Annotated in this window: 26 protein-coding genes; 12 read left to right on the top strand and 14 right to left on the bottom strand. The window is 66.2% G+C overall.

Translation table 11 applies throughout. The annotated features are described in order from the left end of the window. Positions 1 to 34 precede the first annotated feature (34 nt). The 5 genes from C477_RS14710 to C477_RS14690 all read right to left on the bottom strand — a co-directional run bounded on the left by C477_RS14710 (position 35) and on the right by C477_RS14690 (position 4,733). On the bottom strand, positions 35 to 1,678 hold the full coding sequence (locus C477_RS14710; protein ID WP_008895300.1) for a PH domain-containing protein: 1,644 nt from the start codon (positions 1,676 to 1,678) through the stop codon (positions 35 to 37). Continuing rightward, positions 1,668 to 2,129, bottom strand: a complete 462-nt coding sequence (locus C477_RS14705) for a PH domain-containing protein (protein ID WP_008895299.1) — start codon at positions 2,127 to 2,129, stop codon at positions 1,668 to 1,670. The genes C477_RS14710 and C477_RS14705 overlap by 11 nt, the downstream gene beginning before the upstream one ends. 49 nt (positions 2,130 to 2,178) lie before the next feature. Continuing rightward, positions 2,179 to 3,915 carry a PH domain-containing protein gene (locus tag C477_RS14700; RefSeq protein WP_008895298.1) on the bottom strand — a complete coding sequence of 579 codons (1,737 nt, stop codon included), beginning with the start codon at positions 3,913 to 3,915 and terminating at the stop codon, positions 2,179 to 2,181. 5 nt (positions 3,916 to 3,920) lie between these two features. Further along, entirely contained in the window at positions 3,921 to 4,382 is a 462-nt protein-coding gene (locus C477_RS14695; protein WP_008895297.1) for a PH domain-containing protein, read from the bottom strand. A 96-nt stretch (positions 4,383 to 4,478) separates the two neighbouring features. Then, complete coding sequence (locus C477_RS14690; protein ID WP_008895296.1) at positions 4,479 to 4,733, bottom strand: BolA family protein; 255 nt, start codon at positions 4,731 to 4,733, stop codon at positions 4,479 to 4,481. Between the two features lie 132 nt (positions 4,734 to 4,865). Between C477_RS14690 and C477_RS14685 the strand changes: the two genes are divergently transcribed. The 4 genes from C477_RS14685 (at position 4,866) to C477_RS14670 (ending at position 9,019) form a co-directional block, all read left to right on the top strand. After that, positions 4,866 to 5,366: a DUF7523 family protein gene (locus C477_RS14685; RefSeq protein WP_085944989.1), complete on the top strand. Its 501-nt coding sequence runs from the start codon at positions 4,866 to 4,868 to the stop codon at positions 5,364 to 5,366. A 179-nt stretch (positions 5,367 to 5,545) separates the two neighbouring features. Then, positions 5,546 to 6,715 carry a patatin-like phospholipase family protein gene (locus C477_RS14680; protein ID WP_008895294.1) on the top strand — a complete coding sequence of 390 codons (1,170 nt, stop codon included), beginning with the start codon at positions 5,546 to 5,548 and terminating at the stop codon, positions 6,713 to 6,715. Continuing rightward, complete coding sequence (gene cysS, locus C477_RS14675) at positions 6,715 to 8,208, top strand: cysteine--tRNA ligase (protein ID WP_008895293.1); 1,494 nt, start codon at positions 6,715 to 6,717, stop codon at positions 8,206 to 8,208. Before C477_RS14680 ends, cysS begins: the two co-directional genes overlap by 1 nt. 115 nt (positions 8,209 to 8,323) lie before the next feature. Further along, positions 8,324 to 9,019 carry a DUF6517 family protein gene (locus tag C477_RS14670; RefSeq protein ID WP_008895292.1) on the top strand — a complete coding sequence of 232 codons (696 nt, stop codon included), beginning with the start codon at positions 8,324 to 8,326 and terminating at the stop codon, positions 9,017 to 9,019. Between the two features lie 99 nt (positions 9,020 to 9,118). On the opposite strand, the gene C477_RS14665 is transcribed toward C477_RS14670, so the two are convergent. The 4 genes from C477_RS14665 to C477_RS14650 form a co-directional block, all read right to left on the bottom strand. After that, positions 9,119 to 10,186, bottom strand: coding sequence for a presenilin family intramembrane aspartyl protease PSH (locus C477_RS14665; RefSeq protein ID WP_008895291.1), 1,068 nt, complete (start codon positions 10,184 to 10,186; stop codon positions 9,119 to 9,121). Between the two features lie 94 nt (positions 10,187 to 10,280). After that, positions 10,281 to 10,547 (bottom strand): H/ACA ribonucleoprotein complex subunit GAR1, encoded by a 267-nt coding sequence (locus C477_RS14660; RefSeq protein ID WP_008895290.1) that lies wholly within the window; start codon positions 10,545 to 10,547, stop codon positions 10,281 to 10,283. Between the two features lies 1 nt (position 10,548). Then, positions 10,549 to 10,830: a signal recognition particle subunit SRP19 gene (gene srp19 / locus C477_RS14655; RefSeq protein WP_008895289.1), complete on the bottom strand. Its 282-nt coding sequence runs from the start codon at positions 10,828 to 10,830 to the stop codon at positions 10,549 to 10,551. A 62-nt stretch (positions 10,831 to 10,892) separates the two neighbouring features. Next, on the bottom strand, positions 10,893 to 11,978 hold the full coding sequence (locus tag C477_RS14650) for a PGF-CTERM-anchored ABC transporter substrate-binding protein (protein ID WP_008895288.1): 1,086 nt from the start codon (positions 11,976 to 11,978) through the stop codon (positions 10,893 to 10,895). A gap of 60 nt (positions 11,979 to 12,038) precedes the next feature. On the opposite strand from C477_RS14650, the gene btuC reads away from it, so the two are divergent. Together btuC and C477_RS14640 are read left to right on the top strand one after the other, a co-directional pair. Then, a complete protein-coding gene (btuC, locus tag C477_RS14645; RefSeq protein ID WP_008895287.1) occupies positions 12,039 to 13,169 on the top strand; it encodes a vitamin B12 ABC transporter permease BtuC in 1,131 nt (376 codons plus the stop codon). Further along, the gene (locus C477_RS14640; protein ID WP_008895286.1) at positions 13,166 to 14,629 is read left to right on the top strand and encodes a heme ABC transporter ATP-binding protein; all 1,464 of its coding nucleotides are present in this window, start codon (positions 13,166 to 13,168) and stop codon (positions 14,627 to 14,629) included. Before btuC ends, C477_RS14640 begins: the two co-directional genes overlap by 4 nt. Positions 14,630 to 14,665: 36 nt before the next feature. On the opposite strand, the gene C477_RS14635 is transcribed toward C477_RS14640, so the two are convergent. Further along, positions 14,666 to 15,781 (bottom strand): acyltransferase family protein, encoded by a 1,116-nt coding sequence (locus C477_RS14635; protein ID WP_083870297.1) that lies wholly within the window; start codon positions 15,779 to 15,781, stop codon positions 14,666 to 14,668. Positions 15,782 to 16,238: 457 nt separating this feature from the next. Between C477_RS14635 and C477_RS14630 the strand changes: the two genes are divergently transcribed. Then, positions 16,239 to 16,799 carry a plastocyanin/azurin family copper-binding protein gene (locus C477_RS14630; RefSeq protein WP_008895284.1) on the top strand — a complete coding sequence of 187 codons (561 nt, stop codon included), beginning with the start codon at positions 16,239 to 16,241 and terminating at the stop codon, positions 16,797 to 16,799. A 93-nt stretch (positions 16,800 to 16,892) separates the two neighbouring features. On the opposite strand, the gene C477_RS24165 is transcribed toward C477_RS14630, so the two are convergent. Continuing rightward, positions 16,893 to 17,039 carry a hypothetical protein gene (locus C477_RS24165; RefSeq protein WP_008895283.1) on the bottom strand — a complete coding sequence of 49 codons (147 nt, stop codon included), beginning with the start codon at positions 17,037 to 17,039 and terminating at the stop codon, positions 16,893 to 16,895. Positions 17,040 to 17,102: 63 nt separating this feature from the next. Then, positions 17,103 to 17,915 (bottom strand): hypothetical protein, encoded by an 813-nt coding sequence (locus C477_RS14625; protein ID WP_008895282.1) that lies wholly within the window; start codon positions 17,913 to 17,915, stop codon positions 17,103 to 17,105. Between the two features lie 172 nt (positions 17,916 to 18,087). Between C477_RS14625 and gatE the strand changes: the two genes are divergently transcribed. Then, positions 18,088 to 19,956, top strand: coding sequence for a Glu-tRNA(Gln) amidotransferase subunit GatE (gene gatE, locus C477_RS14620; RefSeq protein WP_008895281.1), 1,869 nt, complete (start codon positions 18,088 to 18,090; stop codon positions 19,954 to 19,956). A gap of 67 nt (positions 19,957 to 20,023) precedes the next feature. Here gatE and C477_RS14615 read toward each other — a convergent pair whose 3' ends face one another. Beyond that, positions 20,024 to 20,506, bottom strand: coding sequence for an Lrp/AsnC family transcriptional regulator (locus C477_RS14615; protein ID WP_049914566.1), 483 nt, complete (start codon positions 20,504 to 20,506; stop codon positions 20,024 to 20,026). A 186-nt stretch (positions 20,507 to 20,692) separates the two neighbouring features. Here C477_RS14615 and C477_RS14610 point away from each other — a divergent pair, with 186 nt between their 5' ends. Continuing rightward, the gene (locus C477_RS14610; RefSeq protein WP_008895279.1) at positions 20,693 to 21,646 is read left to right on the top strand and encodes a DMT family transporter; all 954 of its coding nucleotides are present in this window, start codon (positions 20,693 to 20,695) and stop codon (positions 21,644 to 21,646) included. A gap of 158 nt (positions 21,647 to 21,804) precedes the next feature. After that, a complete protein-coding gene (locus tag C477_RS14605; RefSeq protein WP_008895278.1) occupies positions 21,805 to 22,464 on the top strand; it encodes an HTH domain-containing protein in 660 nt (219 codons plus the stop codon). A gap of 68 nt (positions 22,465 to 22,532) precedes the next feature. On the opposite strand, the gene C477_RS14600 is transcribed toward C477_RS14605, so the two are convergent. Further along, positions 22,533 to 23,312: an RNA methyltransferase gene (locus C477_RS14600; RefSeq protein ID WP_008895277.1), complete on the bottom strand. Its 780-nt coding sequence runs from the start codon at positions 23,310 to 23,312 to the stop codon at positions 22,533 to 22,535. A 1,008-nt stretch (positions 23,313 to 24,320) separates the two neighbouring features. Between C477_RS14600 and C477_RS14595 the strand changes: the two genes are divergently transcribed. Both C477_RS14595 and folP read left to right on the top strand, forming a co-directional pair. After that, on the top strand, positions 24,321 to 25,562 hold the full coding sequence (locus C477_RS14595) for a Cdc6/Cdc18 family protein (protein WP_008895276.1): 1,242 nt from the start codon (positions 24,321 to 24,323) through the stop codon (positions 25,560 to 25,562). A gap of 113 nt (positions 25,563 to 25,675) precedes the next feature. Continuing rightward, positions 25,676 to 26,869: a dihydropteroate synthase gene (folP, locus tag C477_RS14590; RefSeq protein ID WP_008895275.1), complete on the top strand. Its 1,194-nt coding sequence runs from the start codon at positions 25,676 to 25,678 to the stop codon at positions 26,867 to 26,869. Positions 26,870 to 26,960 lie beyond the last annotated feature (91 nt).

Here is a 26,960-nt window from a genome sequence, read left to right as displayed (position 1 = left end):
GACGCCGACTCGAACGCGGTGTCGGCGCGGGGACTCACGGCCGGTTGCCGGGCTCCACCGAGAGCCCGACGTCGTCTCCGGCCCGCTCGCGCAAGGCCGTCTGCAGTCGTTCGCCGCAGGTTTCGTGGAGCGTCCGCGCTGTCTCGAGATCGATGTCCTCGATCGTCGGCTCCGACCAGGTGAACGTCTGGGAGCTGGCCGTATCGACGACTAGCGACGCGAGGCCGAGGCGGCGCTGGAAGATCGACCGCCGGGTCGAGAGCGTCTGCACGCGGTAATAGGGAATGACGGTCGTCCGCCGTCGCCAGAACCCGCGCCGGATCACGATGTGATCGTCCCCAACGTGATAGCCGATGTTGACGTATTTCAGGTGCGCGGCGAGCGGCGCCGCGGCGACGACGACCGCGGCGAGATACCACCGCTCGAGGCCCGTCACTCGACTGGCCCCGAAGGCGAGAGCGACGACGCCGACGGCCAGCAGCGAATAGCGCACGAGGTACCGACGCCGGGCCAGCGGCGACGCGCCGCGAAAGTCGGGGCGGTCGACGCCGGTCAGCGCCGTCGCGAAGCGATAGATCCGCGATTCGGCGGCCATCGGAACGGCCGACTGATTCCCGCCGGTGCTCTCCGGTCCGTAGCCCGCCGTCTCGATCCAGAGGCCGGCGTAACCGACCAGCCGCTGGAGCGGGTTGTCGGTGATCGTCACCGACTGGATCTTGTCGGTCGGGATCGAGCCGCTGTAGCGCTGGAGCAGCCCGCGCTCGTAGAGCAGATCGTTCCCCTGCCGACCGAGCTGGAACCCGTAGTAGTTCACGATCGTGTAGAGCGCGCTGGCGACGTACGTGGCGACGAACCACTGCAGCGCGGCGACCGCGGCCAGAATGAGGAGCGCGTCGACCGGGGCTCCGTCGATCGATTCGGGACCGCCGACGGAACGGGCGGTCTCGAAGACGAAGTCGGGAAGGAAACCCGCACCCGAATCGGGGTCCAGAAACAGGGTCACCAGCAGAATCGGGAAGACCGCCGCGCCCCACCGGAACGCCGTCGCGGCGTAAACCAGCAGTTCGCCGACCTCGAGTTCGAACAGGAGCGTCGTCGACCGGTCGCCTCGCGCGGCGTCATTGTCGCGCTGGGGCTCTACGACGTCCTCGTCGGCGGTCTCGGAGAGCGAATCGGTCGCCGCGGACCGCTCGGTTGCATCGCTCGCGTCGTCGACCGCGGCCGTCCGCCGACGGATTTCCGAGCGGATGCGGTCGGCCTCGTCGCTGCCTACGAACCGCAGCGTCGCTTCGGTGCTGCCGCCGCCGGCGGTCTCGATCGAGACGACGGCGAGGCCGAGCAGGCGCTGGACGATTCCCTGCGAGACGTCGACGTTCTGGACGCGGCGGTACGGAATCTCGCGGGCGCGCCGGGAGAGCACGCCCGACGTCACGTCGAACGTGTCCGCCGTGAGCGCGTACGTAAAGCGGTAGTAGTAGGCGAGGCCGTAGCCGACGCCGACGACGAAGCCGAGCGGAGAGAGGACGAACAGGAGGTCGATGGTGAGGTCGGCGTCGATACCGAGGATACCCGATCCCACCCCCGTGAGGAAAAACGGGATCGAGAATCCCGTGAACCCTCGCCGAAGGGCCATCATCGCCCCGCTGAGGGGGTGGAGGCGGTTCGTCTCAGACGCCATCGTCGGCCTCGCTTTCGACGGCCAGTTTGCGAAGCGTATCCTGCAGGTCGCGCGCTCGGTCGGGGGTCAGCCCCGGAATGCGGACGTCGGCGTTCCGGGAGCCCGCCGTGTAGACGACCACGCTCGAGAGTCCGAGGGCGCGCTCGATCGGCCCGAACTGCGTGTCGACGTGCTGGACGCGAACGAACGGCACCGAGGTCTCGACGAACGTGAGGACCCCCCGTTCGAGGTAGAGCGCGTCGGACTGAACTTCGTACTGCCAGACCCGGTAGAGCTGTACCGCGTACGCGATTCCGAGGCCGAGGCCGAGGAGCACGACGGCGGCGATCGCGGCGGTCGGAACGTCGGTCACCCACTGATCGACGGCCGCGAGTACGACGCCGAGAGCGATCGCGCCGATCGCTCCCTTTGCGATCCAGAAGAGTCTGATTCGGGGATGGAGGGCTTCCATAGCTGAAAAATGTTAGTACCGTTCAATAAAATTTCGGGATCGTCGTGACTCACGTAAAGTCGATCGTCAGCCCGCTGTCGTCGGCCCGGGCGCGCTCGCGAAGGGCCGTCTGGAGGCGTTTTCGGCCGGTGCCGTGAACGTCGCGCGCGTCCTTGAGGTCGACGTCGTAGATCGTCGGCGACGTCCAGAAGAAACTGCGCGAACTCGCCGTGTCGACGACCAGGGACGCGAGACCGAGACGACGCTGGAAGACCGTTCGGCGCGTCGAGACCGTCTGGATTCGGTAGTAGGGGATCACGGTCGTTTTTCGCTTCCAGAAGCCCCGCCGGACGACGAGGTGGCCCTCGCCGACGTAGTAGCCCAGGTTGACGTACTTCAGGTAGGCCGCGGGCGGGACCGCGACGAAGACGACGGCGGCGAGATACCAGCGCTCGAGGGGAGTAAACTGCGCGACGGCGAACGCGGCCGCGACGACGAGGGCTGCGACGATGGCGTACCGGGCGAGATACCGTCGGAGCGCCGTCGTCGGCGGGCTTCTGAACCGCGGCGATTCGACGCCCGTGAGCGTCTCGGTGAACCGGTGGACGCGACCCTGGTCCGCCAGGGGCACGGCCGACTGGCTGCCGCCGCTGTCGCTCTCGGGCCCGTAGCCCGCCGTCTCGACCCAGAGCCCGGCGTAGCCGATCAGTCGCTGGAGCGGGTTGGCGGTCACCGTCACCGACTGCACCTTCTCGACGGGGATCGAGCCGCTGTAGCGCTGGAGCAGCCCGCGCTCGTAGACGAAATCCCCGCCGGCCCGACCGAGCCGGAAGTCGTAGTAGGCGGCGAACGTGTAGACGACGCTCAGCACGTACGCGGTCACGACGCCGTTGACGACTGACACGACCGTGAGGATGCCGTAACTGGTCGGCGATCCCTCGCCCAGATTCGCGGGGCCGCCGAACGGCCGCGCGGCGCTCACGAGCAGGTCGATGGCGAGGTCGGTCGCGAAGAAGAACAGCCCCAGGAGGGCCGCGGCGGCGGCGGGACGGAACGACGTAAACGAGTAGAGCAGGAGTTCCCGCGCCTCGAGTGCGAACAGTTGCTCTCGACGCGGTCCCCGCGAGTCGGGTCCGGCGACGCGGTCGCGGCCGTCCGAGACCGGGTCCGAGTCGCTCGTTGTCGTCCCGTCCGTCGAGTCGGGTTCCGCCGTCGGTCCGTCGTCGTCGGGCGCCGGTTCGTCGGGGTCGGTCGCGGCGCTCGTCCGTTCGGTCTCGGCGTCGCTCGAGGCCTCGTCTGTCGCAGGGCTCCGCTCGTCGGCCGCCGACGCATCGGGCCGTCCGCGTCCGCGGCGGCGGTCTTTCACCTCGGCGGTTCGCGTGCGGATCTGGTGTTGCAGCCGGGTGGCCTCCGATTCGCTGACGAAGTTCAGCGCGGCCTCGGTGCTGCCGCCGCCGGCGGTCTCGATCGAGACGACGGCGAGACCGAGCAGGCGCTGAAAGACGCCCTGTCGGACGTCGACGTTCTGGATGCGTTCGTACGGGATTTCGCGCGATCGGCGGGCGAGCACCCCCGAGGCGACGTCGAACGTGTCCGGGGTGATGCCGTACTCGAACCGGTAGTAGTAGGCGATGCCGTAGGCCGCTCCGGCGACGAGTCCCACCGGCGCGGCGAGGGAGACCCAGGCCGACTCGATCGCGTCGAAGATCCCGCCGAGGAGGAGCGTGAGGATCGACGCGACTGATAGCCAGAGGAATCCGTACTGGAGAGCGTACGCGGCCGCGCTGAGTGGATGCAGACGGTTCATCGCGATCAGACGGCGTCGGTGGCGTCGCTCTCGGTGGCGAGTTGACGGAGTGTATCCTGGATTCTCTCGGCGCGCTCCGGCGTCAGCCCCGGAATGCGAACGTCGGCGTTCCGCGAGCCCGCGGTGTAGACGACCACGCTCGAGAGGCCGAAGACGCGTTCGACGGGACCGAACTGCGTGTCGACGTGCTGGACGCGGACGAACGGGACCGCGGTCTCGACGAAGGTGACGACGCCCCGTTCGAGGTAGAGCGCGTCCGACTCGATCTCGAACCGCCAGACGCCGTAGCGCCGGACGGCGTAGGCGACGCCGAGGACGAAACCGAGCGCGACGACGACGCCGAGGGCGACCGTCGGAACGTCGACGAGCCACCGGTCGACGGCCGCGAGGCCGACGCCGAGAGCGATTGCCGCGAGCGCCTCCTGGGCGATCCAGAGGAGTCGAACGCGGGGATGTAGCGATTCCATACGGGTATCTTTCAGGAACGGTGGATAAAACTGGGGTTCGGCGGTTCGACGGCGCGACCGACGGTCGGGGGAGCGCCAGCCATGATAATCCGTCGGTTAACCCTCGTACTCCTCGTATTCCTCGGGCGTGTAGGTCGACAGCTCGAGGGCGTGGATGTCGGTCGTCATGTGGTCGTCGAGGGCGTCGTAGACCTGCTGGTGTTGTTGGACCAGCGGCTGGCCCTCGAACGCGGGCGAAACGACCGTCGCCGCGAGGTGGTCGTCGTCGTGTTCGTCTCGCGCGTGCGTGACCGTCGCTGTCGCGTCCTCGAGGTTCGATTCGATGAGTTCCTCGACGTCTGCCGGTTGCATAGTCGAAACGACGGGCGCTCGAGGCAAAAACACGGCGGTCCCGGTGCGTCCGAGCGAGGGAGCCGACGATCGAACGACCCGCGATCGGCGAGCGGCGTCGTATTTATGGTGTCGGCCGCCCCGATGGGCGGTATGTCACTGGCCGCCGAGACCCGGCGCACGGCCGAGGAGCATCCGTTTCTCGTGACGGCGCTGCGCGCGGGAATCGTCAACTACACCGCCGCCGCCCGGTTCCTCGAGGTGGACGGCGAGACCGACGCGATCGCGACGGCGCTGCGCCGCTACGCCGAGGAGTTGTCGGCCTACGAAACGGACTCGCGCGACGTTCGCGTGCGCATGGAAAGCGGAATCGGATCTGTCGACGGCGACGCGGAGACGGAAGCGCTGCTCACCGTCGGCGAAGCGGCCTTCGCCCCCGACGGCGGCGACGGCGACCACACGGCGATCGTCGCGGTCGGGGCCGTCGATGCGGCCGCGCTCGCCGCAGTCCTCCGACGGTTGTCACTCGAGGAGATCGCACCGATCGCGGCCGGCGTCGGCGAGGGGTCGCTGCTGGTCGTCGTTGATCGGCTGGCGGGTGCGAACGCGTTACGGGCCGTCGAAGACGCGCTCGCAGCCGTGCCGACCGAATAGCCGCTCGCGTTACCATTAATATATTTACAGGTGGGCGTTGGCTATCGTGGTTGTCGGATGACTTCTCGAACCGCGGCGACGCGCACGAACCGAGTACTGATCCGATCACTGGGTCGACGGGCCGAGCGAAACGGCGGTGCGGGGGGCCTCACTCGACGACCGAGCGGGCGTGATGGCGGATGAGCGACGGAAACGGCGATGCGAGTCGGTCGGACGCGACGCCCGAATCGACGACGGCGGACTCGAACGGGCCGCGACAAATCGCGATCGCCTGTCAGGGCGGCGGGAGCCACACCGCGTTCACGGCAGGCGTGCTCCGCGAACTCCTCGCGAACTGGACAGCGGACGAGGAACGGTTCGAACTGGTCGGCATCAGCGGCACCTCCGGCGGCGCCGTCAACGCGCTGGGCGTCTGGTACGGACTGCTCACCGGCGGCCCGTCGACGGCGGTCGAGATTCTCGATGGAATCTGGAGCGATCTCGCGGCGACCGACGCGTTCGATCGACTCCTCAACGAGTGGGTCCTGACCTATACCCGTCTCGACAGTATGGGCGTCGGGCTGCCGAGCGTGAGTCCGTACTGCAACCCCTACGACGACGCGGCACAGCGGCGACTGGCCGAGATCCTCGAGCGGTACATCGACTTCGACGCGATTCCCGAACTCGGCGGCGCCGAGCGACCGGAACTGGTCGTCGGCGCCGTCAACCTCGAGCGGGGCGACTTCGAGACGTTCACCGCCGAGGACGTCACCGTGGACGCGGTGCTCGCCTCCGCGGCGCTGCCGACGTTGTTCGAAGCCGTCGAAGTCGACGGGCAGCGCTACTGGGACGGCCTCTTCTCGCAGAATCCGCCGGTGCACGACCTGATGTCGGTCCCCGGCGAGCGGACGCCCGACGAACTCTGGGTCGTTCAGATCAACCCCCAGCGACGGTCGGAGACGCCGACGACGCTCGCGGAGATCGCCGACCGGCGCAACGAACTCGGCGGGAACATCTCGCTGAATCAGGAGCTTCGGTTCATCGAACGGATCAACGAGTGGATCGAGGCGGGCCACTTCGACCATCCCGACTACACGGTGACGACGATCCATCGGATCGAACTCACTGGGTATCACCACGCGACATCGGATCGAACTCACTGGGTATCACCACGCGACCAAACTCGACCGCGATCCCGATTTCCTCGAGGAACTGATGGCGCTGGGGGAGCAGCGGGCCGCGGCGTTCCTCGCCGATCGGAACTAAGCCCGCCGCCGGCGATTGACGTCGCGTGCACCCCGGCGTTTCGGCCGTCACGCTCGCGAAGGAGGTCAAACGCTTTAACTACCGGCCACGGGAAGTATCGCTAATGACCCTGCACGTGACGAACACGTTGACGGGCGAGAAGGAGCCGTTCGAGCCACGGGATCCCGAGAGCGTCCTGCTGTACTACTGTGGCCTGACGGTTTCCGACCCGCCCCACCTGGGCCACGCGCGGTCGTGGGTCCACGTCGACGTCATGCACCGCTGGCTCGAGTATCTCGGCTACGACGTGCGTCACGTCGAGAACTTCACCGACATCAACGAGAAGATCGTCGCCCGCGTCGGCGAGGACGACCTGGGCGAGGACGAACTCGACGTCGCCGAGACCTACATCGAGCGCACCCTCGCGGACATGCGCTCGCTGAACCTCCTGCGGGCCGAGGTCTACCCCCGCGTCTCCGAGCACGTCCCCGAGATCATCGACCTCGTCGAGACCTTGGTCGAGGAGGGCTACGCCTACGAGTCCAACGGTTCGGTCTACTTCGACGTGACGAGCTTCGAGGAGTACGGCAAGCTCTCGAACCAGGAACTCGACGAGATCGAGTCCCAGGGCGACCCGGACGAGCGCTCGGAGAAGCGCCACCCCGCGGACTTCGCGCTCTGGAAGGCCGGCGCCGTCGACGAGAGCGCGGTCGAAGAGCACCGCCACGAGGGCGTCGATCACGGCGGCGATCCGCCCGCGGGCGAGACGTGGGAGTCGCCGTGGGGAGAGGGCCGACCCGGCTGGCACATCGAGTGCTCGGCGATGAGCATGACCCACCTAGACGAGACGCTGGATATCCACGTCGGGGGACGGGACCTCGTCTTCCCCCACCACGAGAACGAGGTCGCCCAGTCAGAGGCCGCCACGGGCCAGGCGTTCGCGAACTACTGGCTCCACTGCGAACTGTTCCAGATGGACGACGAGAAGATGTCCTCGAGTCTGGGCAACTTCGTCACCGTCGACGACGCGGTCGACCAGTGGGGGACGAACGTCCTGCGGACGTTCCTGACCGCGGGCTCGTACAACAGCAAACAGCTCTACTCCGACGAGACGATCGCCGAGGCCGAGGAGCGCTGGGATCGCCTCGAGCGCGCCTACGAGGCCGCGGTCGAGGCGGTCGACTCCCCCGACGCGCGGACGAAAGTCGAGGACGCGTCGTTCCGCGAGGAGATCGAGACGGCCCGCGACGCGTTCGTCGCGGCGATGAACGACGACTTCAACACGCGCGAGGCCCAGTCCGCGCTGCTGTCGGTCGCGACGGCGATCAACGCTCACCTCGAGGACCGCGCGGAGTACGACTATCGGGGCCTTCGGGACGCCGTCGAGGCGCTCGAGGAACTCGGCGACGTGCTCGGGCTCTCCTTCGCCGGGGAGACGACCGGGACGGCCGACCTCGCTGGCGACGTCGTCGACCTCGTCCTCGAGGTCCGCGAGCGCGAACGCGAGGCGGGCAACTACGAGCGCGCCGACGACCTGCGCGACGAACTGCAGGCGCTGGGTATCGAGGTCCAGGATACTGACGACGGCGCGACCTATCGGCTCCCGTCCGGGGAGTAGCGGTCGGCCGACGGTCCGCGAACCATCGATTCCGACGCCGGCGTCCGTCTCTCCGTTCCACGACGTGACGAAGACCACGAAATTTATACTTCAGAACACGGTCGACCAGAATAGTATGAATCGACGACGATTCGTTGCCGCGGCCGCAGCCGGCGCTGTCGGTGTCTCAGCGGGCTGTCTCAGCGATTTCATCGACGACGCTACGACGTTCGAAGCCTCGCCGATCCGCGTCAGCGAGGACACGGCCGGGGAGGCCGGCTACGAGTACCAGGGAACCGAAGAGCTCGTCGAAGAGCGGGAGTTCGCCGGCGAGTCGGTCGAAGTCACGAACTACCTCACCGACTACACGCGGATGATCGAACTGCCGGGCCTCGGCTCCGAGCAGGAAGCGGGCGTCTTCGCGCTCGTCTCGACGCCGCAGGTCTCCGTCGCCGGCGAGGAGTTCAACCCCGTCGGAGAGATGTCCAAGGCCGAACTCGTCGAATACCTGCAGGGACAGTACGAGGGCCTCGAGGTCGGCGATAACATCGGCGGCCGGGCCATCACCAAAGACGAGATCGACGGACTCGACGCGGCGGTGCGGTTCGACACGTGGGAGGGATCGGCGACGCTGCAGGGCGAAACCGAAGTCGACGTCTACGTCGACGTCGCCCAGGCCGAAGATGGCGGCGACCACCTCGTCGTCGTCGCCGTCTATCCCGACGACGAGAACATTCCGATGGAGTCCGAGCAGGACCGCGCCGATACCATGACCGCCGGGATCCAACACGGCGACGACGTGGACGTCGAACTCAAGAACGGCGACGAGTAACTCGAGCGGACCACGTAATCGATCCGCGACGATGCGATGCAGCGCGATTCGTTTTTCCGCGGAATAGAAGCCTCGTGACCGGCGCTTCCGTCGACGCGATCAGAGGCCCAGCGCCGCCGCCAGCGAGAGGCCGCTCGCGAGCGCGCCGACGAGGTAGCCGGCGATCGCGCCGCCGTTGAGCAGCGGCAGCCCCGCGTGGGGTCGGCCCTTGAGGACCATGTACATGAGCACGAGCAGGCCGGCGATCGTGCCGATCAGCGCGCCCAGCGCCGGGACGTTCAACGAGATCACGGGGACGTCGAGTGTCCCGGCCTCGAGGAAGTACGCCGCGCTCGCGACGAGGACCGTCGGAATGACGGCGTCGCCGAGCCCGATGAAGAGGGCGTCACGCTCGAGGGCGTCGTCGCCGTCGGCCGCCGAGTCGGCGTCGGTCTCGTCCGCCATCGACGCGCCGTCGGGACGCGGCCCGCCGTTGGTGCTCGAGGCGGCGTTCGGGTTCGAGTCGTCGCCGCTCTCGGCGTCGGCCGCGTCGTGGCCGTCGACGACGCCCTCGGTACTCTCGGGCTCGAGGTAAGAAAAGGAGAGCGTCGTCGGGACGACGAGGACGACGGGGATCTTGAGGGCCATCACGCCCTCGGCGAGGTCGAGCATGTGTTCGGTGCCGTAGACGCTGATCGCGTCGTAGACCGCGAGGACGGAGAGCAACAGCAGCGCGGGGAGGAGCCCGAAGCTGATGCCGAACAGCGCGGCCGCGCCGGCGCCCATCACGACGCCCGTGATGTCGATGACGTACCACTCGGGATAGAGGAGGAGAGCACCGCCGACGGCCACGGCTGCGGCCGCGGCGACGACGTTGACCGAGCCCACCGTGACGACGGACGGGACGAGTTCGGCGAAGACGTACCACGAGATCATCACGCTGACGCCGATGATCATGGCCTTGATGAGCCACTCGACGTCGTACTTGATGGTGACGAGCATGAGCGCGGTCGCGACGAGAATGATGCCGAAGTAGACGAGACTGTTGGTCGGATCGTCGGGGTTCTCGACGGACTGGTGGCCGCCCTCGTAGAAGGGTTCGACCAGCGCCAGCGCGCCGAGTTGGACGCTCAGGAAGAGCGCGACCGTGAATCCGACGGCGAGAAGGACCCGCGTCCGATCGTTCATAGCCCGCGGTTCGCACCCGCCTCCTATGGGTGTTTTCCTCTCCCCTCGAGGCGGCTCGAAGAATCGCCGACTCGGGGCCGAGACGGCGGTAGCGTTACCGCGCGTACAGCGTCGACCCGACGAGCGACGGCAGGTGGACGTCGTCGTCCGGCGTCACCGCGAGGTACGGGCGGCCGACCGGGCCGAAGACGTCGACGACGCGTCCGACGGACTCGAGGTTATCGTCGAGGACCGACGTCCCGATCTCGTCGCGGAACCGGTCGCCGCCGCTCGAGTCGCCGTTCGATCCGTCGTCGGTGTCCTCCGCCCGCAGGACGGCCAGTCCCTGTGCGGTGCGGACGACGGAGCCGATCCGGCGCACGTCAGTCGCGCATCGCGACGACGTACGCCGCGACGGCCTGAACGAGGTCGTTTTTCGTCGAGTCGTCGGCGCCGCGGACGACGACCCGGCCGCGGTCGGCCCAGTGCTCTCGAGAGTAGGCCTTGTCCCGCTCGATCGTGGCGTCGTAGCCGATCTGCTGGACGGCTTTCGCGATTTCGTCGACCGTCGGCTCTTCGACCGCGAGATCCTGCGAGACGCGCCGCCCCTCCGAGCGGGTGCGGTTCGCGTCGAGATAGGCGGGCCAGATGACGTTTTCGACCATACACTCATCTCGACAGTCCGACGGGTAAATGCTTTTCAAAACGGGGCGGGGTGAGACGACGCTTACCGCCGGCGCGCGAGGATGCCGACGGCGGCGAGCGCTGCGGCGACCGCGATAGGGACCCCGAAGCCGGGAATCGTGTCCTCGTTTTCGCTCTCGCCGTCGTTCGTCTCGTTCTCGTCGTCGGTTTCGTTCGCGCCGTCCATATCAGCACTCGCCTCCGCGTGAACTTCGCCCACGATCTCGAGGAGGGGATAGATCACCTGCGGCGTGGGCTGGTTGATCTGATTCGAATCGACGGCGACGAGGTTGCCGGACTGATAGGCGCTCGTCGCCTCGGCGACGTCGGGCATCCGCGGTTCGTCCGCGTCGTCGGGGTAGACGATCCACTCCGGATCCTCCTCGACGATCGTCTCTTCGCTGAGTTTCGGGTAGAACGTTCCCGAGGCTGCCTCGGAGAGGTCCTCGACGCCGGCCGTCGTCAGCACATCGTGTATGAAGGAGTCGGTTCCGGGCGTCGTCCCGTCGGCTCCCATCGGGTAGTACGCGAGCGGTCGGTCCGTCCCCTCGAGCGTCTCGGTAACGATCTCGAGGCGGTCGTCCATCCACTGGACGGACTCCGCGGCGCCGGCGCACTCGCCGGTGAGTTCGCCGGTCCGGTTCGTATTTTCGCGGACGTCGTCGATCGACCGGGCCTCGTCGAACTGATAGACGGTGAGACCCGCGTCGCGGAGCGTCTGGATATCCGAATCGAACGTGGTGTTCGCGGCCAGAACGACGTCCGGATCGAGATCGATCACCGTCTCGTGTTGGATCTCGTACCCGTCGGTGACCGACTCGATGCCGTCCGTCTCGAGGTCGGCGACCCCCGGGTTGTCCGGAACGCCGACGAGGCGATCCTCGGCGCCGATTTCGAAGACGGTCCGCGCGTCGCTCGGCTGCAACGCGACGACGGATTCGGGCGGTTCCTCGAGCGTGATCGTTTCGCCCGTCGCGTCGGTTACTTCGATCGGGTACTCGCACTCTACCTGAGTCGCGTCCGCGGCGGTCGTCGTCGCGGTTCCACTTCCACTGCTCCCGGCCGCTGCGGGAGCGAACAGAGAGAGAACGAGGACGGCTGCGGCGAGAACGGCGATTTTTTGTCGCATTAGCCGATAAATCGGGGCTCTTCAACAAATATTTGTCTAACCCAACCGAGGTTGCGATGTATGACGCGCCCGATCCGGACCGTCGCGTGGTCGGCGGGCCTCGCGGCGCTGCTCGTCGCTGTCGTCGTCGGGAGCGCCGCTCTCGGCGCGGTCAGTATCGATCCGGTGACGGTCGCCGCGGCGATGCTGAACGCCGTCGTCGTTCCTTCGGGCGTAGTGGTCAGGGAGGTGATCGTTCCGGGTATCGGAGTCGGACTGCCGGCCCCCGGCCTCGAGTATACGCCGCTCTTCTCGTTCGAGGTCGAGTCGACCCACCAGATCATCGTCGAGGATATTCGCCTGCCCCGAATCGCCCTCGCGGCGACGGTCGGGTCTTCCCTGGCGGCCGCGGGAACGGTGATGCAGGGCTTCTTCAGAAATCCGCTGGCCGATCCGTCGATCATCGGCGTCTCGTCGGGGGCCGCGGCGGGCGCGGTCGCGGCGATCGCGTTTCCGGCGCTGGTCCCGTTCGGAAGCCTCCACCTCTCGGCGTTCGTCGGCGCGCTGGGGACGGCGTTTCTCGTCTACGCGATCGCGACCGAGGGCGGACGGACGCCGGTCGCGACGCTCCTGTTGGCCGGCGTCGCCGTCCAGGCGTTTCTCGGCGCGATGATCTCGTACATGCTCGTCCAGAGCGGCGACGACCTCCGACAGGCCGTCGTCTGGATGATGGGCCACCTCAGCAACAGCACGTGGGGCGACGTGAAGTTCGCGCTCCCGGTGACGGTCGTCGGCGTGACGATCCTGTTAGCCTACGCCCGGGACTTGAACGTCCTCCTGCTCGGCGAGGAGGACGCCCACCACCTCGGGGTCGACGTCGAGCGGACCAAACTCCTCCTGCTCGCGCTCGCGAGTCTCGTCACGGCGGCCGGCGTCGCCGTCGCCGGCGTCATCGGCTTCGTCGGCCTCGTCGTCCCACACATCATGCGGCTGCTCGTCGGTCCCGACCACCGGATTCTGTTGCCCACCAGCGCCCTCGCCGGCGCGTCGTTTCTGGTCGCGACCGACACGATCGCGCGACTCGGGAGGCTTCCGTTGCCCGTCGGCCCCGCAATCGACACCCCGATCGTTCCCGTGGGCATCATCACGGCCGCGCTCGGCGCGCCCTTCTTCCTGTTCCTGCTGACCCGCCGGGAGGTGCATTCGGTGTGAGGGGCTTCGAAAACGACGAACGCGGCGACGACGGCACCAACCGGGACCCACCCGTCGATCCCGAACCCGAATCGTCCGTCGAACCGGCGTCGATCGCCGTCGACGGCGTCTCGCGTTCCTTCGGCGACCTCCCGGTACTCGAGGACGTCTCGCTGACCGTCGACCCCGGTGAGTTCGTCGGCTTCGTCGGCCCCAACGGCGCCGGGAAGACGACGCTCCTGCGGCTGATCAGCGGCGCGCTCGAGCCCGATTCGGGAACGGTCACCGTCGACGGCGTCGACGTCCACGACGTCCCCTCGAAGCGCTCGAGTCAGTTGGTCTCGGTCGTCCCGCAGGACACGACGCTGTCGTTTTCCTTCCCCGTTCGCGACGTCGTCGAGATGGGGCGCCATCCCCACCGCTCGCGGTTCTCGGGACCGACGCCCGAGGACCGCGCGGTAGTCGAACGGGCCCTCGAGCGCACCCGCACCGCCGAGTTGGCTGCCCGGCCGATCGACGAGGTCAGCGGCGGCCAGCGCCAGCGCGTCGTGCTCGCGCGAGCCATCGCGCAGGCGACGCCGGTCATGCTGCTCGACGAACCGACGGCGAGCCTCGACGTCAACCACCAGCTCGAGACCCTCGAGCTGGTCCGCGAGCTGGTCGCGGAGGGCCGGACCGTCTGCGCGGCGATCCACGACCTCGAGCTGGCCGCGCGCTACTGCGACCGGTTGGTGATGCTCGCCGACGGCGAGATCTATCGGAACGGACGGCCGGCAGACGTCCTGACCGGAGAGTCGCTTTCGGACGTCTTCGACGCGACCGCGACGGTCACGCGGAATCCGATCACGGGGACGGAGACGGTGACGGCGTTCCCGAACGACGCCGGCGTCGGGGTCCGCAGCGAGGACGAAAGCGACCGTCGGGTTCGCGTCCACGTCCTCGGAAGCGGACAGACCGCCGCGGGCGTCGTCGCTCGACTCGCGACGGCGGGAGAGCGGTTCGACGTTTCCGTCGGCCCCGTTACGAGCGGCGATACGGCGGCCGAAACCGCCCGTTCGCTCGAGGTCGATCGACTCGAGGTGGCGCCGTTCGAGTCGCTCTCACCGGCCGACCTGACGGCGTTCGAGGACCGCATTCGGAACGCCGACGCGACGGTCGTGACCGAGAGCGTGATCGACTCCGACGGCGCGGGGACGCGGCGGCTCCTCGAAGCGGTCGAGACGGTGGCCGGCGCGGTCGTCATCGCGACGCGGGCGGAAGATGACTCGTCTCGAGCGGGATCGACTACGTCTCCGGAACGGGAGCGAGGGCTCGTAGCGACCCCGGAGACGATCCTCGAGGCGATCCGGTGCGCGCTCGAACGCGGACGGGAATCGGCTCGCCCGCTCGTCGATTTCGGCTCGAGTTCGTCGGATACCGGCTCGAGTTCGTCGGACGGCGACTCGAGTTCGGGCGTGTCGGCCGAGTCCTCGAACGACTGAACCAGCCGGTGACGCCGACCGCGACGACATCGACGCCTACTGACGCTGTACGTACTTCCCGATCGATCGAACGCCCGGGAGGTGGGAGCCGCCGATCTCGATCGCGCCGACGCGGTGTGCCCCGATATAGACGAGCAAGGCTCCGAAGAAGGTCGCCGGAGTCAACGCGACGTGCCACAGGAGCGTGGTTTGAATCTCGTACCCCATTCCCTCGAGCACCTCGGCCGCGGTCTCGAGCGCGAACAGAACGGCGGGATGCGCGACGTAAACGCCGACGGCGTACTTCCCCAAGTCGGGGAGCGGCGTCCGCGCACCGAGCGTCGGGCGCGACAGGAGAAACAGGAACAGCGAGAGCGTGACCAGCGCTGTCGCGATCGTGTAACTCGACGTATAGATGCCGTGACCCAACGTCTCGTCCGTCACGACGTATCCCAGAACGTATCGTTCGCCCAGGTGGAGCGCGCCGAAGAGGACGGTCGCGCCGAGAAAGAGCGCGCTTCGATCGGGACCCGGTCGCCACTCGCTCGAGTGGAGCGCGTACCCGAGGCTGGTGTAAAAGAGTCCGAAGAACAGCGCGTCTCTGACTTCGAACGGCACGTCCACGAACATCGTGTAGCTCGATCCGAGGAGGCCGACGACGTGGAGGCCGAGCGAAATCGGAATCAGGTATTTCGTGGCGTCGAAGACGGCGAACGAACAGATGATCGCGAGCGAGAAGAGCAGCGCCGGCAGGAACCAGAGGATCTCGCTCACCGAATTGCCGTAGTACAGGAGCGCGAGCGGCGAGACGAACTCGGTCAGTTTGAGCGCGACGGTGCTCGCGATGTCTCGGTTCTCGGCACCGGCGCGGACGACCCACCCCACGAGGAACACCGGCGCAGAGAGTAACAGTCCGAACACGTAGATTGACGAGATCGTCGCCGCTCGCTCAGCGAAGTACGCGACCGGATCGCAGTGAGCGATCTTGCGGGCGAAAAAGTATCCGGACGTCACGAAAAAGAACGGAACCGCGAACCGCGCCGACGAATCTATAACGAAGTTGAGGATATTGCCGTATGCACCGACCCCTCTGAACGGGTCTGTGTGTATTGTGATAATAAACGCCATCGCAATGATGCGCATTGCATCTATGCTGTAGATGCGATCGGACATTGTCCGGGCAAATTCTACCCTTATATATCGCTTTTGGGCCTCAATTAGAAGATATCCAGACTCGATAACATATTTCGTGAGACGACTCGTCCCACTACCTAATTTATTTGACTTGAAGTCGGTGTAAAGCCGCACCGTTCAATACAATCATCAATATCGCCCATCATCTGATTTGCTAGTGACATAAGTTTCGGACGGAAGACGAGCGATCGTCGACTCGCAGTCTGCCCGAAGGCGATCGCGGGGAGACGCCGATTGATCCTGCAGTCGACCGAGGGCTGCCGTCGAGAACGCTTGCAACGCGCACGCGCTCGAGCGGAAACCGCGGCCGTTGTTCCGAGCTAGAGATAGTTTAGCACAGTTTCGCACACAAACCGCGCTCTAACCGGACACAGAACGTCGTTTCTCGAGAGACGGGTACGTGGCTTTTTCTCCGGCCGCCGGATCTCGCAACCACATGAGCGATGACGATCCGACCCGACGGACGGCGTTGCGGCTCATCGGTGCGACGGCCGCCGCGAGCGGACTGGCGACTGCGGCGACCGCCCAAGAGAACGGGAGTAACGAGAGTAACGAGAGCAGCGGGGACGCTCACGAGGGTATGGGTGACGACGCCGACCAGAGACCGATCATCCTCGCCGGCCGGAGCGAGTACTGGTACGGCATCGCACCTGAGGAGATCGAAGGCGAAGAGAACCCGACGCTGGACCTCGCGGCGGGGACGGAGTACGAACTGGTCTGGATCAACGCCGACGGCGCCGAACACGAACTGATCATCGAGACCGCGGACGGCGAGGAACTCGAGGAGTCCGACTCCTCGGAGGAAGCGGGCGAGGCGGTCTCGATGACGTTCGAGGCCAGCGAGGACGCCGCGGAGTACTACTGCGAGTACCACCCCGAGGCGATGCGCGGCGACGTCGAACTGGGCGACGGGTTCGACTTAGCGCCCCACGAACACGGGGAACACGGTCACGGAATGGTGGGCAACGAGTCGGCGGCCGAGAACTCGAGCGAGTGATCGAACGGTGGAGACTGGGTCTCCGCTCGTTCGACGTGATCTCCCTCGCGTATCGGGTGAGGGCGTTTCGGCGGGGTCCTCGAGCGACTGCGCTCAGTGCCCGAGGACTCGGAGGATGATTCCGATCACGATCCCCGAGATCCCGACGACGATGCCGACGCCGGGGATGACCGGGATCGGGATGAGACCGATACCGAGGACGATCGCGAGCACGAGTACGATCGTGGAGAGTCTGACCATACTCGAGTGAGCGGACAGCGGGGCGTAGCCGTTGGGCTTGCTCGTGCGACTGCAACGCGACGATCAGCCGACGATCTCCCCTTCGAGACGGAGCGCTCGTTCCGTCCGCCTCGCTTCCGGTCCCGCTTCGACGAGCGTCGGCCCGTCGATCGGCTCCGAGAAGCGATCCGGCTCGGGCTCGACGCGCTCGAGCATCGCGGAGAACACCGATCCGCGACGACCGCCCGCCGAGACGATGCCGCCGTACTTGCGCTCCTCGAACGTCGTTTCGTCGGGGTCGGGGAACTCCTCGCGGATGATTTCGGCGGTTTCCTTGAGGTACGTCGCCGCCCGCCGCTGGGAGTAGCGGCTCTCCTCGTAGTAGGTCTCGGCGTAGTCGTCGGGCAGTTCGTCCGACGAGTGCTCCGGTGACTCGTAGCGGATCGACTTCGGCGTGGTGTACCCGCCGGCGAATCGGATGTTCGTCGTGAAGCTGTCGGGGTAGCGGAGGATGAGCGGCGAGAACAGCATGTCCGTCACGGTCGTCCGCTGTTGGATGCGCCACAGCCCCTCGATGTAGTAGGCGGCGATCGCCCCGAGTCGATCGTCGCGCTCGCCGCGGTGGTACGCCCTGGCGACCGCTCGGTAGTCGTCGCCGACGATCCGGCGAAGCCGCCGCTCGAAACTCTCGGCGACGCGCTCGAGTTCCGCCTCGTAGGCGTCCAGGAGCGGGACGTCGGGATCGGCGAGCAGGTCCGCCTTCCGCTCGCGGGCCGCCGCGACGGTCATCATGTTCTCGTGGAATACCCGCTCGGCCTCGAGGTTCGGCAACGGCGTTCTCACCGCGCGATGATGCAGTACCTCCGCGTCCCCGTTGAATCGGTCCCGTTTCCCCATCGTACGGAAGCATACGTCGAAACGCGCTATTAAGTCGATCGGCACGCGCGAGCCTCCCGGGAGAACGAACACGCGACCGACGCCGCGAAACCGAATCCTGGCGGAACGGGGCTGTCGTCGGTCCGGCCGTAACTGGACGGTTTTTTACCCCTCCGCCTCCGAGTGGCCGCCAATGAGCGAGTACGATTACGACGAGCTCGGACTCGTCGCCGGGCTGGAGATCCACCAGCAACTCGACACGGCGACGAAGCTGTTCTGCCAGTGTCCGACCGAGCTCCGCGAACCGGAGGAGTCGACGCGCAGCTTCACGCGCTACCTCCACCCGACGCGGAGCGAACTGGGCGAGATCGACCAGGCCGCCCTCGAAGAGAGCAAGGTCGACCGCGAGTTCGAGTACCTCGCGTACGATACGACCTGCCTCGTCGAGGAGGACGACGAACCGCCCCACGAACTGGACGCCGAGGCCCTCGAGACGGCCCTCGAGATCGCCCAGCTCATGGAGATGAAACCGGTCGATCAGGCCCACGTGATGCGCAAGATCGTCGTCGACGGCTCGAACACGACGGGGTTCCAGCGCTCGACGCTGATCGCCACCGAGGGCGAGATCGAGACCAGCGAAGGTGCCGTGGGAATCGAGGATATGCTGCTCGAAGAGGAGAGCGCCCAGCGCGTCGAGGAGACCGACGACGGGGTGCGCTACAGCCTCGATCGACTAGGGATTCCGCTGGTCGAGATCGGCACGAGTCCGGACATCTCGACGCCCGAGCAGGCCCTCGAGGCCGCCGAGCGGATCGGGATGCTCCTGCGCTCGACGGGGAAGGTCAAGCGCGGGCTGGGGACGATCCGCCAGGACGTCAACGTCTCCATCGAGGAGGGCGCCCGCGTCGAGATCAAGGGCGTCCAGAGTCTCGACGACATCGACGACATCGTCCGCAATGAGGTCGGCCGGCAGGCCGAACTCGTCGACATCGCCGCGGAATTAACAGAGCGCGAGGCCTCCGTGGGCGAGGTACAGGACGTGACGAGCGTCTTCGAGGACACCGACAGCGGCGTGATCGCGGGGGCGCTGAACTCGGGCGGGTCCGTGATGGCGGTGCCGCTCTACGGCTTCGACGGGATCGTCGGCCGCGAGATCGCGCCCGACCGCCGGCTGGGGACGGAACTCTCCGATCACGCCAAGCGCCACGGCGCCGGCGGGATCTTCCACACGGACGAACTGCCGGCCTACGGCGTGACGGAGGACGAGGTCGACGACCTGCGTGACGCGGTCGGCGCCGGTCCCGAGGACGCCGTCGCCATCGTCGCCGCGGACACCGACGTCGCCGAGGCGGCCATCGACGCCGCCGCCGAGCGCGCCGGGACCGCCCTCGAGGGCGTCCCCGAGGAGACCCGCGACGCGAACGACGACGGGACGACCCGCTACCTCCGTCCCCTCCCGGGTGCGGCGCGGATGTACCCCGAAACGGACGTGCCGCCGGTCGAACCGGATCCGAGCGAGGTGCCCGAACCCGAACTGCTGACCGAGAAAGTCGAGCGCTACCAGGAGGAGTACGATCTCGGTGAGGGGCTGGCCGAGCAGGTCGCCTACGGCGAGTACATGCCGCTGTTCGAGGACGTCGTCGCCGACGGTGTCGATCCGACGCTCGCGGCGTCGACCCTCGAGTCGACGCTGACCGAACTCCGCCGGGACGACGTCCCCGTCGAGAACCTCGAGCGGGAGCACCTCGAGGGCGTCTTCGCGATGGCCGAGAGTGGCGACCTCCCCAACGAGGGCGTGCCGGACTTGCTGACCGCGTTGGCCGAAGATCCGGACCGGACCGCCGAAGAGGCGGCCGACGAAGCCGGCCTCGGCGGCGCCGACGAGGAGGAGGTTCGCGACGCCATCGCCGAGGTCGTCGAGCGCAACGAGGAGCAGGTCGAAGAAGAAGGGATGCAGGCGTTTTCGGGCCTCATGGGCGAGTGTATGGGCGCCCTGCGCGGCAAGGCGGACGGCGACCTCGTGAGCGAACTGCTCCGCGAGGAGATTCAGAAGCGCGCGTAGGAACCCCGACCCCGCCTCGAGTCCGTCTCAACTCGGGTTCCGTACTTCGATCGAGTCCGGTCGATTCTCACTTGTCAGTCAGTTCCTCGAGCAGCGTCTCCAACTCGTAGCTCTGGAGCGCGTCCCGTTCCTCGATCGCCGAGATGACGAACGTCGAGTCGGTCCGCTCGACGCCCTCGAGCTGCTCGAACTCGGCGATCAACCGTTCGACCATCTCGCTGTCGCTCAGTCGCGCGATCACGATGAAGTCCGTCTCGCCCATCGTGAAGTAGACGTTCGTGACCCCCTCGACGGTCAGCAGTCGGTCCGCGAACTCTTCGTAGGAGCCCTGGTAGTCGGCGTGAACCTCGACTAAGACGGTGACGCCGAGCCCGAGTTCCTCGAGGTCGATTTCGTAGCGATCGTTCGCGATGATCCCCTCTTCCCGGAGGTTGTTGAGCCGGTAGTGGATCGTCGAGACCGGAATTCCGGTCGCCTCGTGGAGCCGTTCCGGGCTCCCCGTCTCGAGTTCGGCGATCGCCTTCAGCAGGCGCACGTCGCGTTCGTCGATGGCCATGAACGGAGGTTGGTCGGGTAGTGGGATGTGTCTTCCGACCGAAGTAATTGGAGTTATCTACAACATCGGTGCCAGATATGGATGGCTACTCGGAAGACATCCATATGTGTGGTTTTCAATCCAGGAAAATCCGCTCGCTTGTAGAAGGGTCTAAATATAGCGACGATTTCCGAAGCGGATATGAAACTGTTCGATTCAGTGCCGAGCGGGTACCGCGAAGCGGTGCTCTTTTCGATGCTAGCGCTGTGCTGGGGAACGTCGTTCGTGGCGATCGAGATCGGACTCGAGCACGTGCCGCCGCTGCTGTTCGCCGGGCTCCGCTACGCGGTCGCCGGCGCGATCGTCTTCGGATACGCAACCGTCGTGACCGATCGCACGCGGCCGCGAGGGCGGGCGGAGTGGCTGGCAGTGACCGTGGCCGGCGTCTTCGTCATCGCGCTCTATCACGGACTGCTGTACCTCGGCGAACTGTACGTCTCGGGAGCGGTCGCGGCGACGCTCGTCAGTACGGCCCCGATCCTCACGGCGGCGTTCGCCGGCGTCGTCCTTCCGGAGGAACGGCTCTCGTTCGGCGGCGTCGTCGGCTTCGTGCTCGGACTAATCGGCGTCATCGCCGTGGTCCAGCCGTCCCCCGGGTCGCTCGGCGACGACGTCACCGTCGGGGCCGCCTTGGTGTTCGCCTCGGCCGTCGCGTTCGCCCTCGGCAGCGTGTTCGTGCGACCGATCGATTCGGAACTCCCGCTCGAGACGCTCGAGGCGTGGGCGATGCTCGTCGGCGGTGCGGTGCTGTTGGGCTGGGCGGCCCTCCGGGGCGAATCGGTCGCGGCGATCGATCCGACCCTCTCGGCGCTGGTCTCCTACGGCTATCTGACGCTCGTCTCCGGCGTGTTCGCGTTCCTCCTCTATTTCGAACTGCTCGACCGAAGCGGGGCGACGCAGGTCAGTCTGGTCAGCTACGCGGAACCGGTCGTCGCGATGGGCGTCAGCTGGATCGCGCTCGGCTACGTCGTCGACTCGGTGATGCTCCTCGGGTTGGTGACGATCCTCGCGGGCTTCGCCATCGTCAAGCGCGGCGCGCTCCGGACGCTGCTGCGGTCGGTGCTCGAAACGCGCTCGACTACGACCTCGAAGTAGGAACGTGTCGCCGACGTGAGGAAGGGAGAGACCGTCAGATTCCGACAACTACCGAATTTCGATCGAGACGGACTGTCTCGTTGGATGGCTAGTGTCGGATATCTGTGGCGTCGATAATCTTTATCAGGACACACGTTGGTCGAACAAATACTGACCCAATGACGCCAGACACACAACCGACCGAGATCACGGCCGTCTGCCACGTTCGCGCACCGCTGTTGCTCGAGCCGGTCGACAGACAGGTCGAGACCCTCCGCGCCTGCGAGTCCGAGGGCGCTGTCGACGACCTACTGTTGCGCAGTTGGCCCAAGGAGGTCACGCTGACCGACGACACGCCCTATCAGGAAGCCCTCGAGAGTGTTGAGCGCTTCGAGGGGTGGGCGGACCGCCGAGGCGTGAGCATCCGACCGCCGTTTCGGGAGCGCACCGCGACCAACCAGATCAGCGGCGAGACGACCGACGTGCTGATCATGCCGATGCTCTGTCTCGAGCTCTACGCGGACGACAAACTGGTCGGCGTGTTCCCGCACACCGACGAGAACGCCGACGAGACGTACACGACTGACGAGGCTATCGCCGCGCTCCGAACCGGAGAGCTTCCCACGCCGCTCGGCGGCGAATCCGAAGAGACGGCGGCCGCGGATTCGGGGACCGGAGACTGTCCGGACTGCGGCGCCTCGCTGATCGACGGCCAGGGGCTGTTCGCCTGCCACGAGTGCGGCTGGCTCGGGACCGTCACCGAGACGGGGCAGTTAGTCGCCAGGGAAGAAGCGTCTCGAACGACCGAACGCGAGACCGCGGCGGCCGAATCCCGGTAAAGCGTCCGACCCGGCGATCAGCCGGATTCGAGTCCGAATTTCTCTTCTCGAAGCTCGTCTCGAGGTCGTTACTCGCGTCCTCGGTTCTCGGCGGGTCGTTCGGTCGCCCGCCGAAGAATGCCGAGCAGCGTGTTCGCCTCGCGTTCGGTCAGATCCGCGCGGCCGAACACGCGCCGGAGCATCCGCATCGTCTTATCGCGTTTCTCTCCGGGATGGTTGATCTCGCCGAGGAGGTCTGCCCACTGATCGTAGAGACGATCGACCGTCGGTTCTGGGGCGCGGACGCGTTCGACGTCCGGCAGCTGGGTCTCGTCGTCGTCGAGGGCCAGCGAGCGCAGTTCGTACAGCGTGATCGTCGCGGCCTGACCGAGGTTGAGGACGGGGTACTCGGCGCTGGCCGGGATCGAACAGATCTCGTCGATGCGGGCGAGTTCCTCGTTCGTCAGCCCGACGCGTTCGCGGCCGAAGACCAGCGCCGTCGGCGCCTCGACGGTCGGCAGTCGCTCCGCGAGGTCCGCGGGCGTCGAAAACGGGAACCGGACGTGACTCCGGTCGTCCTCGTTGGTGACCGCCGTACAACCGATCGTGTGATACTCCACGACGAGCCGATCGAACGAGATCTCCGTCGCGTTCGGAAGCACGTCCTCTCGGGCGTGGCCCGCGAATCCGTAGGCCTCTCCGTCGGGATCGAGCTCCGGCGGATCGACCAGCAGGAGGTCCTCGAATCCGAAGTTCTTCATCGCTCGAGCGATGGTACCGACGTTGCCCGGGAACTGGGCGTCGACGACGGCGACGGCTGGCGGGGTCCGATCAGACGGCGGCTCGGTCGCTGACGGCTCGGGAGTCATCGTTCGATGGCGGATATCGGCTCGAGGAACCGTGTATCCGTTTCGGTTCCGTCCGTTCGCACACGTCGCCACGGGAGTCCACAGCTCGAGTCGACGGACTGAGAGGGCGGCGACTCGAGAGACGCGTCGATCATACGTCGACTATCTGCTGCGGTGGCAAAAGGGACGCGTTCGGGAGGCTCGATAGACTCGTTCGGAACAGCGTTTTCTCTTCCTTTGGAGGTTTCAACAACGAGCTCTACCCTACTGTATCTAACTAACTTTGTTTTAGACTAGCTAGAACTAGATCTAGAACTAGTCTAGACGGTCTAGAACTGGTTTAGACGGGTTCGAAGACGATCGGTGGTGCCGTCGGATCCACGTTTCCTGAAATGAGTTGGCTCACTGAAGTTTGTTGAATCCGTGTTTCTCGACGCTGCGGACTCTCTGTGCAGTTTCGAACTGATACCTCTTCGGGCGATCGTGCTCGCCTGAATTGCTGAGGGGACACACACCCCCATCGCGTTTGTAACGCCATCTAGGTGTGGGGGTCTCTTCGTGGAACACACCTGTGTCGCGGATGTAAATTCGGCGAGTCAGTGCCTCGAGTCTCGCCGAAATCCGGGATAATTCTGCAACCCCCTCCCCGCCGTTCCCGTTACAAACGCGACGGGGGTGTGTGTCCCCTCTGTGTCAGACGCGCGTCGCACAGGAGGCAAAATCACCCGCTTTCCCGGCTCTCGGACGGGTTCTTCTCATTTCCGTGACGTCTGCCCTCGGTTCTGCCGACTTCGGCGGCGGATCGAAGTTCGGCGGTTGACCGATGTCAGCGTTACATCCGCGACGGGGGTGTCTGTGTTTGACACGCCCGAGTCGCCGCCGCGGTTAGAAGCGCGAGGCCGCCGTCTCCTGTCACCGCAAGCGATACGGGCACTCGCGGCCGTCATAGGCCTATTCAGCCGGTATTTACATCCGCGAGCGATCTCCATACCTTTATTTCAATCCAGCGGGAAGCCACGGGGTACCGCAATGTCCGCAAACGACGATCGAGACCCGCTCTTTCGGTACGACGATCCGGTCTTCGCCGACGAGCGCCTGCTCGAGATTACGCACCTGCCCGGTCCGGATCGGATCGTCGGGCGCGACGAGCAGATGCAACGGGTTGCGGACGCCCTGAACCCGGCTATTTTCGGGAGCGAACCCAACCACCTGTTCATCTTCGGCAAGACCGGAACCGGCAAGTCACTCATCTCCCGTTCGATCACCCAGCGGGTAATTTCCGAAGCACAGCGCGACGACATTACCGTCAAGTACGCCTTCATCGACTGCGGCGAGCAAAACACCGAGGCGTCGATCGTGAAGACGATCGCCCAGATCGTCAACGAACCCGATCGGAGCGGCGTCTCCGTCCCCGATCGCGGCCTCGGCACCGGCGACTACTACAAGCGACTTTGGCAGGCGATCGATCACTGCACCGACGTCACCATCGTCATCTTAGACGAGATCGATATGCTCGAGGACGACGAAGTCCTCCGAAAACTCTCCCGTGCGGGAGAAAACCGGCGGATCTCGGACTCGAGTATCGGCATCATCGGTATCTCGAATAAGATCGACTTCCCCGATCACCTCTCGGAACGCGTCAAATCCAGTCTCTCTCGTGACGAACTCGTCTTCTCGCCGTACGACGCCAACCAGCTGGTCGAAATCTTGGAGAAGCGGCGCGACGCCTTCCACGACGGCGTGCTCTCGGACGACGTCATCCCCCTCACGGCGGCGCTGGCGGCCCAGGAACACGGCGACGCGCGCAAGGCGATCGACATCCTCCGCAACGCCGGTCGCATCGCGAAGAAACAGAACGCGACGCGGGTCACCGCCGATCACGTCCGCGACGCCAAGGAGAAGACCGAGGCCGACCGCTTCAACGAACTCATCGAGGGCTCGCCCCAGCAGGCCAAGGCCATTCTCTACTCGCTGACGCTGCTGACCGAGAACAGCACGGAGAAGGAGTTTCCGACGAAGATCATCTACAACCAGTACAAGGAGGTCGCCCGGCAACTCGACTTCGACGTGCTCTCCGAACGACGCGTCCAGGAGATCCTCCAGGAACAGAACTTCCTCAACGTGATCCAGTCCGAACGCGAGGGTCGCGGGCGCGGCCGCGGCGCCCACGCCAAACACCGACTGCTCGAGAACCCCTCGATCGTCAAGAAGGTGCTCTTGCGGGACTCGCGGCTCGCCGTCCTCGAGGACGACGGCGACGACGCTGCGTAGTCGCTCGCCGAAAGCGATTCTGCGATCGAGACGCCGAAAACGACACCGTATCGCCCGGTCGCCGAATACGCCGGAACCGGGGGTCATTTCCGTTTCCTCACCTCAGGTCGGGTATGCACAACGTCGACGCTGCGGGGCTGGGGATCGGTGACGACCACCCGCCCCGCATTATGGGCGTGTTGAACGTCAGCGAGGAGTCCCCCTACGATCCCAGCGTCTACGACGACCCCGGCGAGGCCGCCCGGTACGTCGACGAGGAACTCATCGGCAACGGCGCCGATATCGTCGACATCGGCCTCGAGTCGGCGAACAAACGGTTCGACGTGCTCTCCGCCGACGAGGAACTCGAGCGACTCCACATCGCCCTCGAGACGATCGAGAGCGTCTCCGGGGACGCCGTCTTCTCCATCGAGACCCGCTACGCCGAGGTGGCCGACGCGGCCCTCTCGAAGGGGTTCGACATGGTCAACGACATCGCCGGCTTCGCGGATCCGGAGATGCCAGCCGTCTGCGAGGAGTACGACGTCGCCGTCGCGAAGATGGCGAGCCCGCCGAACCTCGAGCGGCCGGGGGCCGTGGAGGAAACGGACTGGGCCGCGCGCAAGTCAGCGGACTGGGCCGAGCGGGCCGACTACGTCGACCGGATCTACGAGGCCCTCAAGCAGAACGGCCTGACCGACAAGACGATCGTCGACCCCGCTTTCGGCGGTTGGAGCGAGGCCCAGACCCTCGAGGACGACCGCGAGACCTTCCGCCGACTGCGCGAGTTCCGCGCGCTCGACCGGCCGATGCTGGTCTCGATCAACCGGAAGAACTTCCTCGGCGAGATCGCCGGCCGCGAGACCGACGAGCGGCTCCCGGTCAGCCTCGCGGCCACGTCGATGGCCGTCGAGCGCGGCGCGCACGTGATCCGGACCCACGACGTCGCCGAGACGCGAGACGCGGCCCTGATCGGCGACGCGTTCACCGAGCGCTCGCGGACCGTCGACGACGACCTCTCGGTGACTCGCCTCGACGTGCACTCGAGTCGGGAACTGCGCGCGTACCTCGACGAACGCGGCGTCGATCCCGCCGTCGCCGACGACTGGTACTCGCTCGCGATCGAGGTCGACGGGCTCCGGAGCGAGGATCGGGACCGCGTTCGGTCAATCGTCGACGGTGCCGACGCATCCATGTACTGTGGCACCAATAACCATGCATTGATCGTCGGTTCGGTAACCGGAATTTCCGCCGTCAAAACGTGTCTTCGCGACGAAGATGGAGCTCTTTCTTCGGTCGGGGAGTCGCTCGCGCAAATGCTTGAGTAAGAGAAAACTTATACCGGAGGCTTCAAAAAGAGGGAGTGGACGCCGGGCGGCCTCTCGGGTAGGGGTACTTTGGAGGCGACTCCCGGCCCAC

The organism is Haloterrigena salina JCM 13891 (assembly GCF_000337495.1).
GTDB classification, from domain to species: domain Archaea; phylum Halobacteriota; class Halobacteria; order Halobacteriales; family Natrialbaceae; genus Haloterrigena; species Haloterrigena salina.
This window is presented reverse-complemented; position numbering and strand designations above follow the sequence as displayed.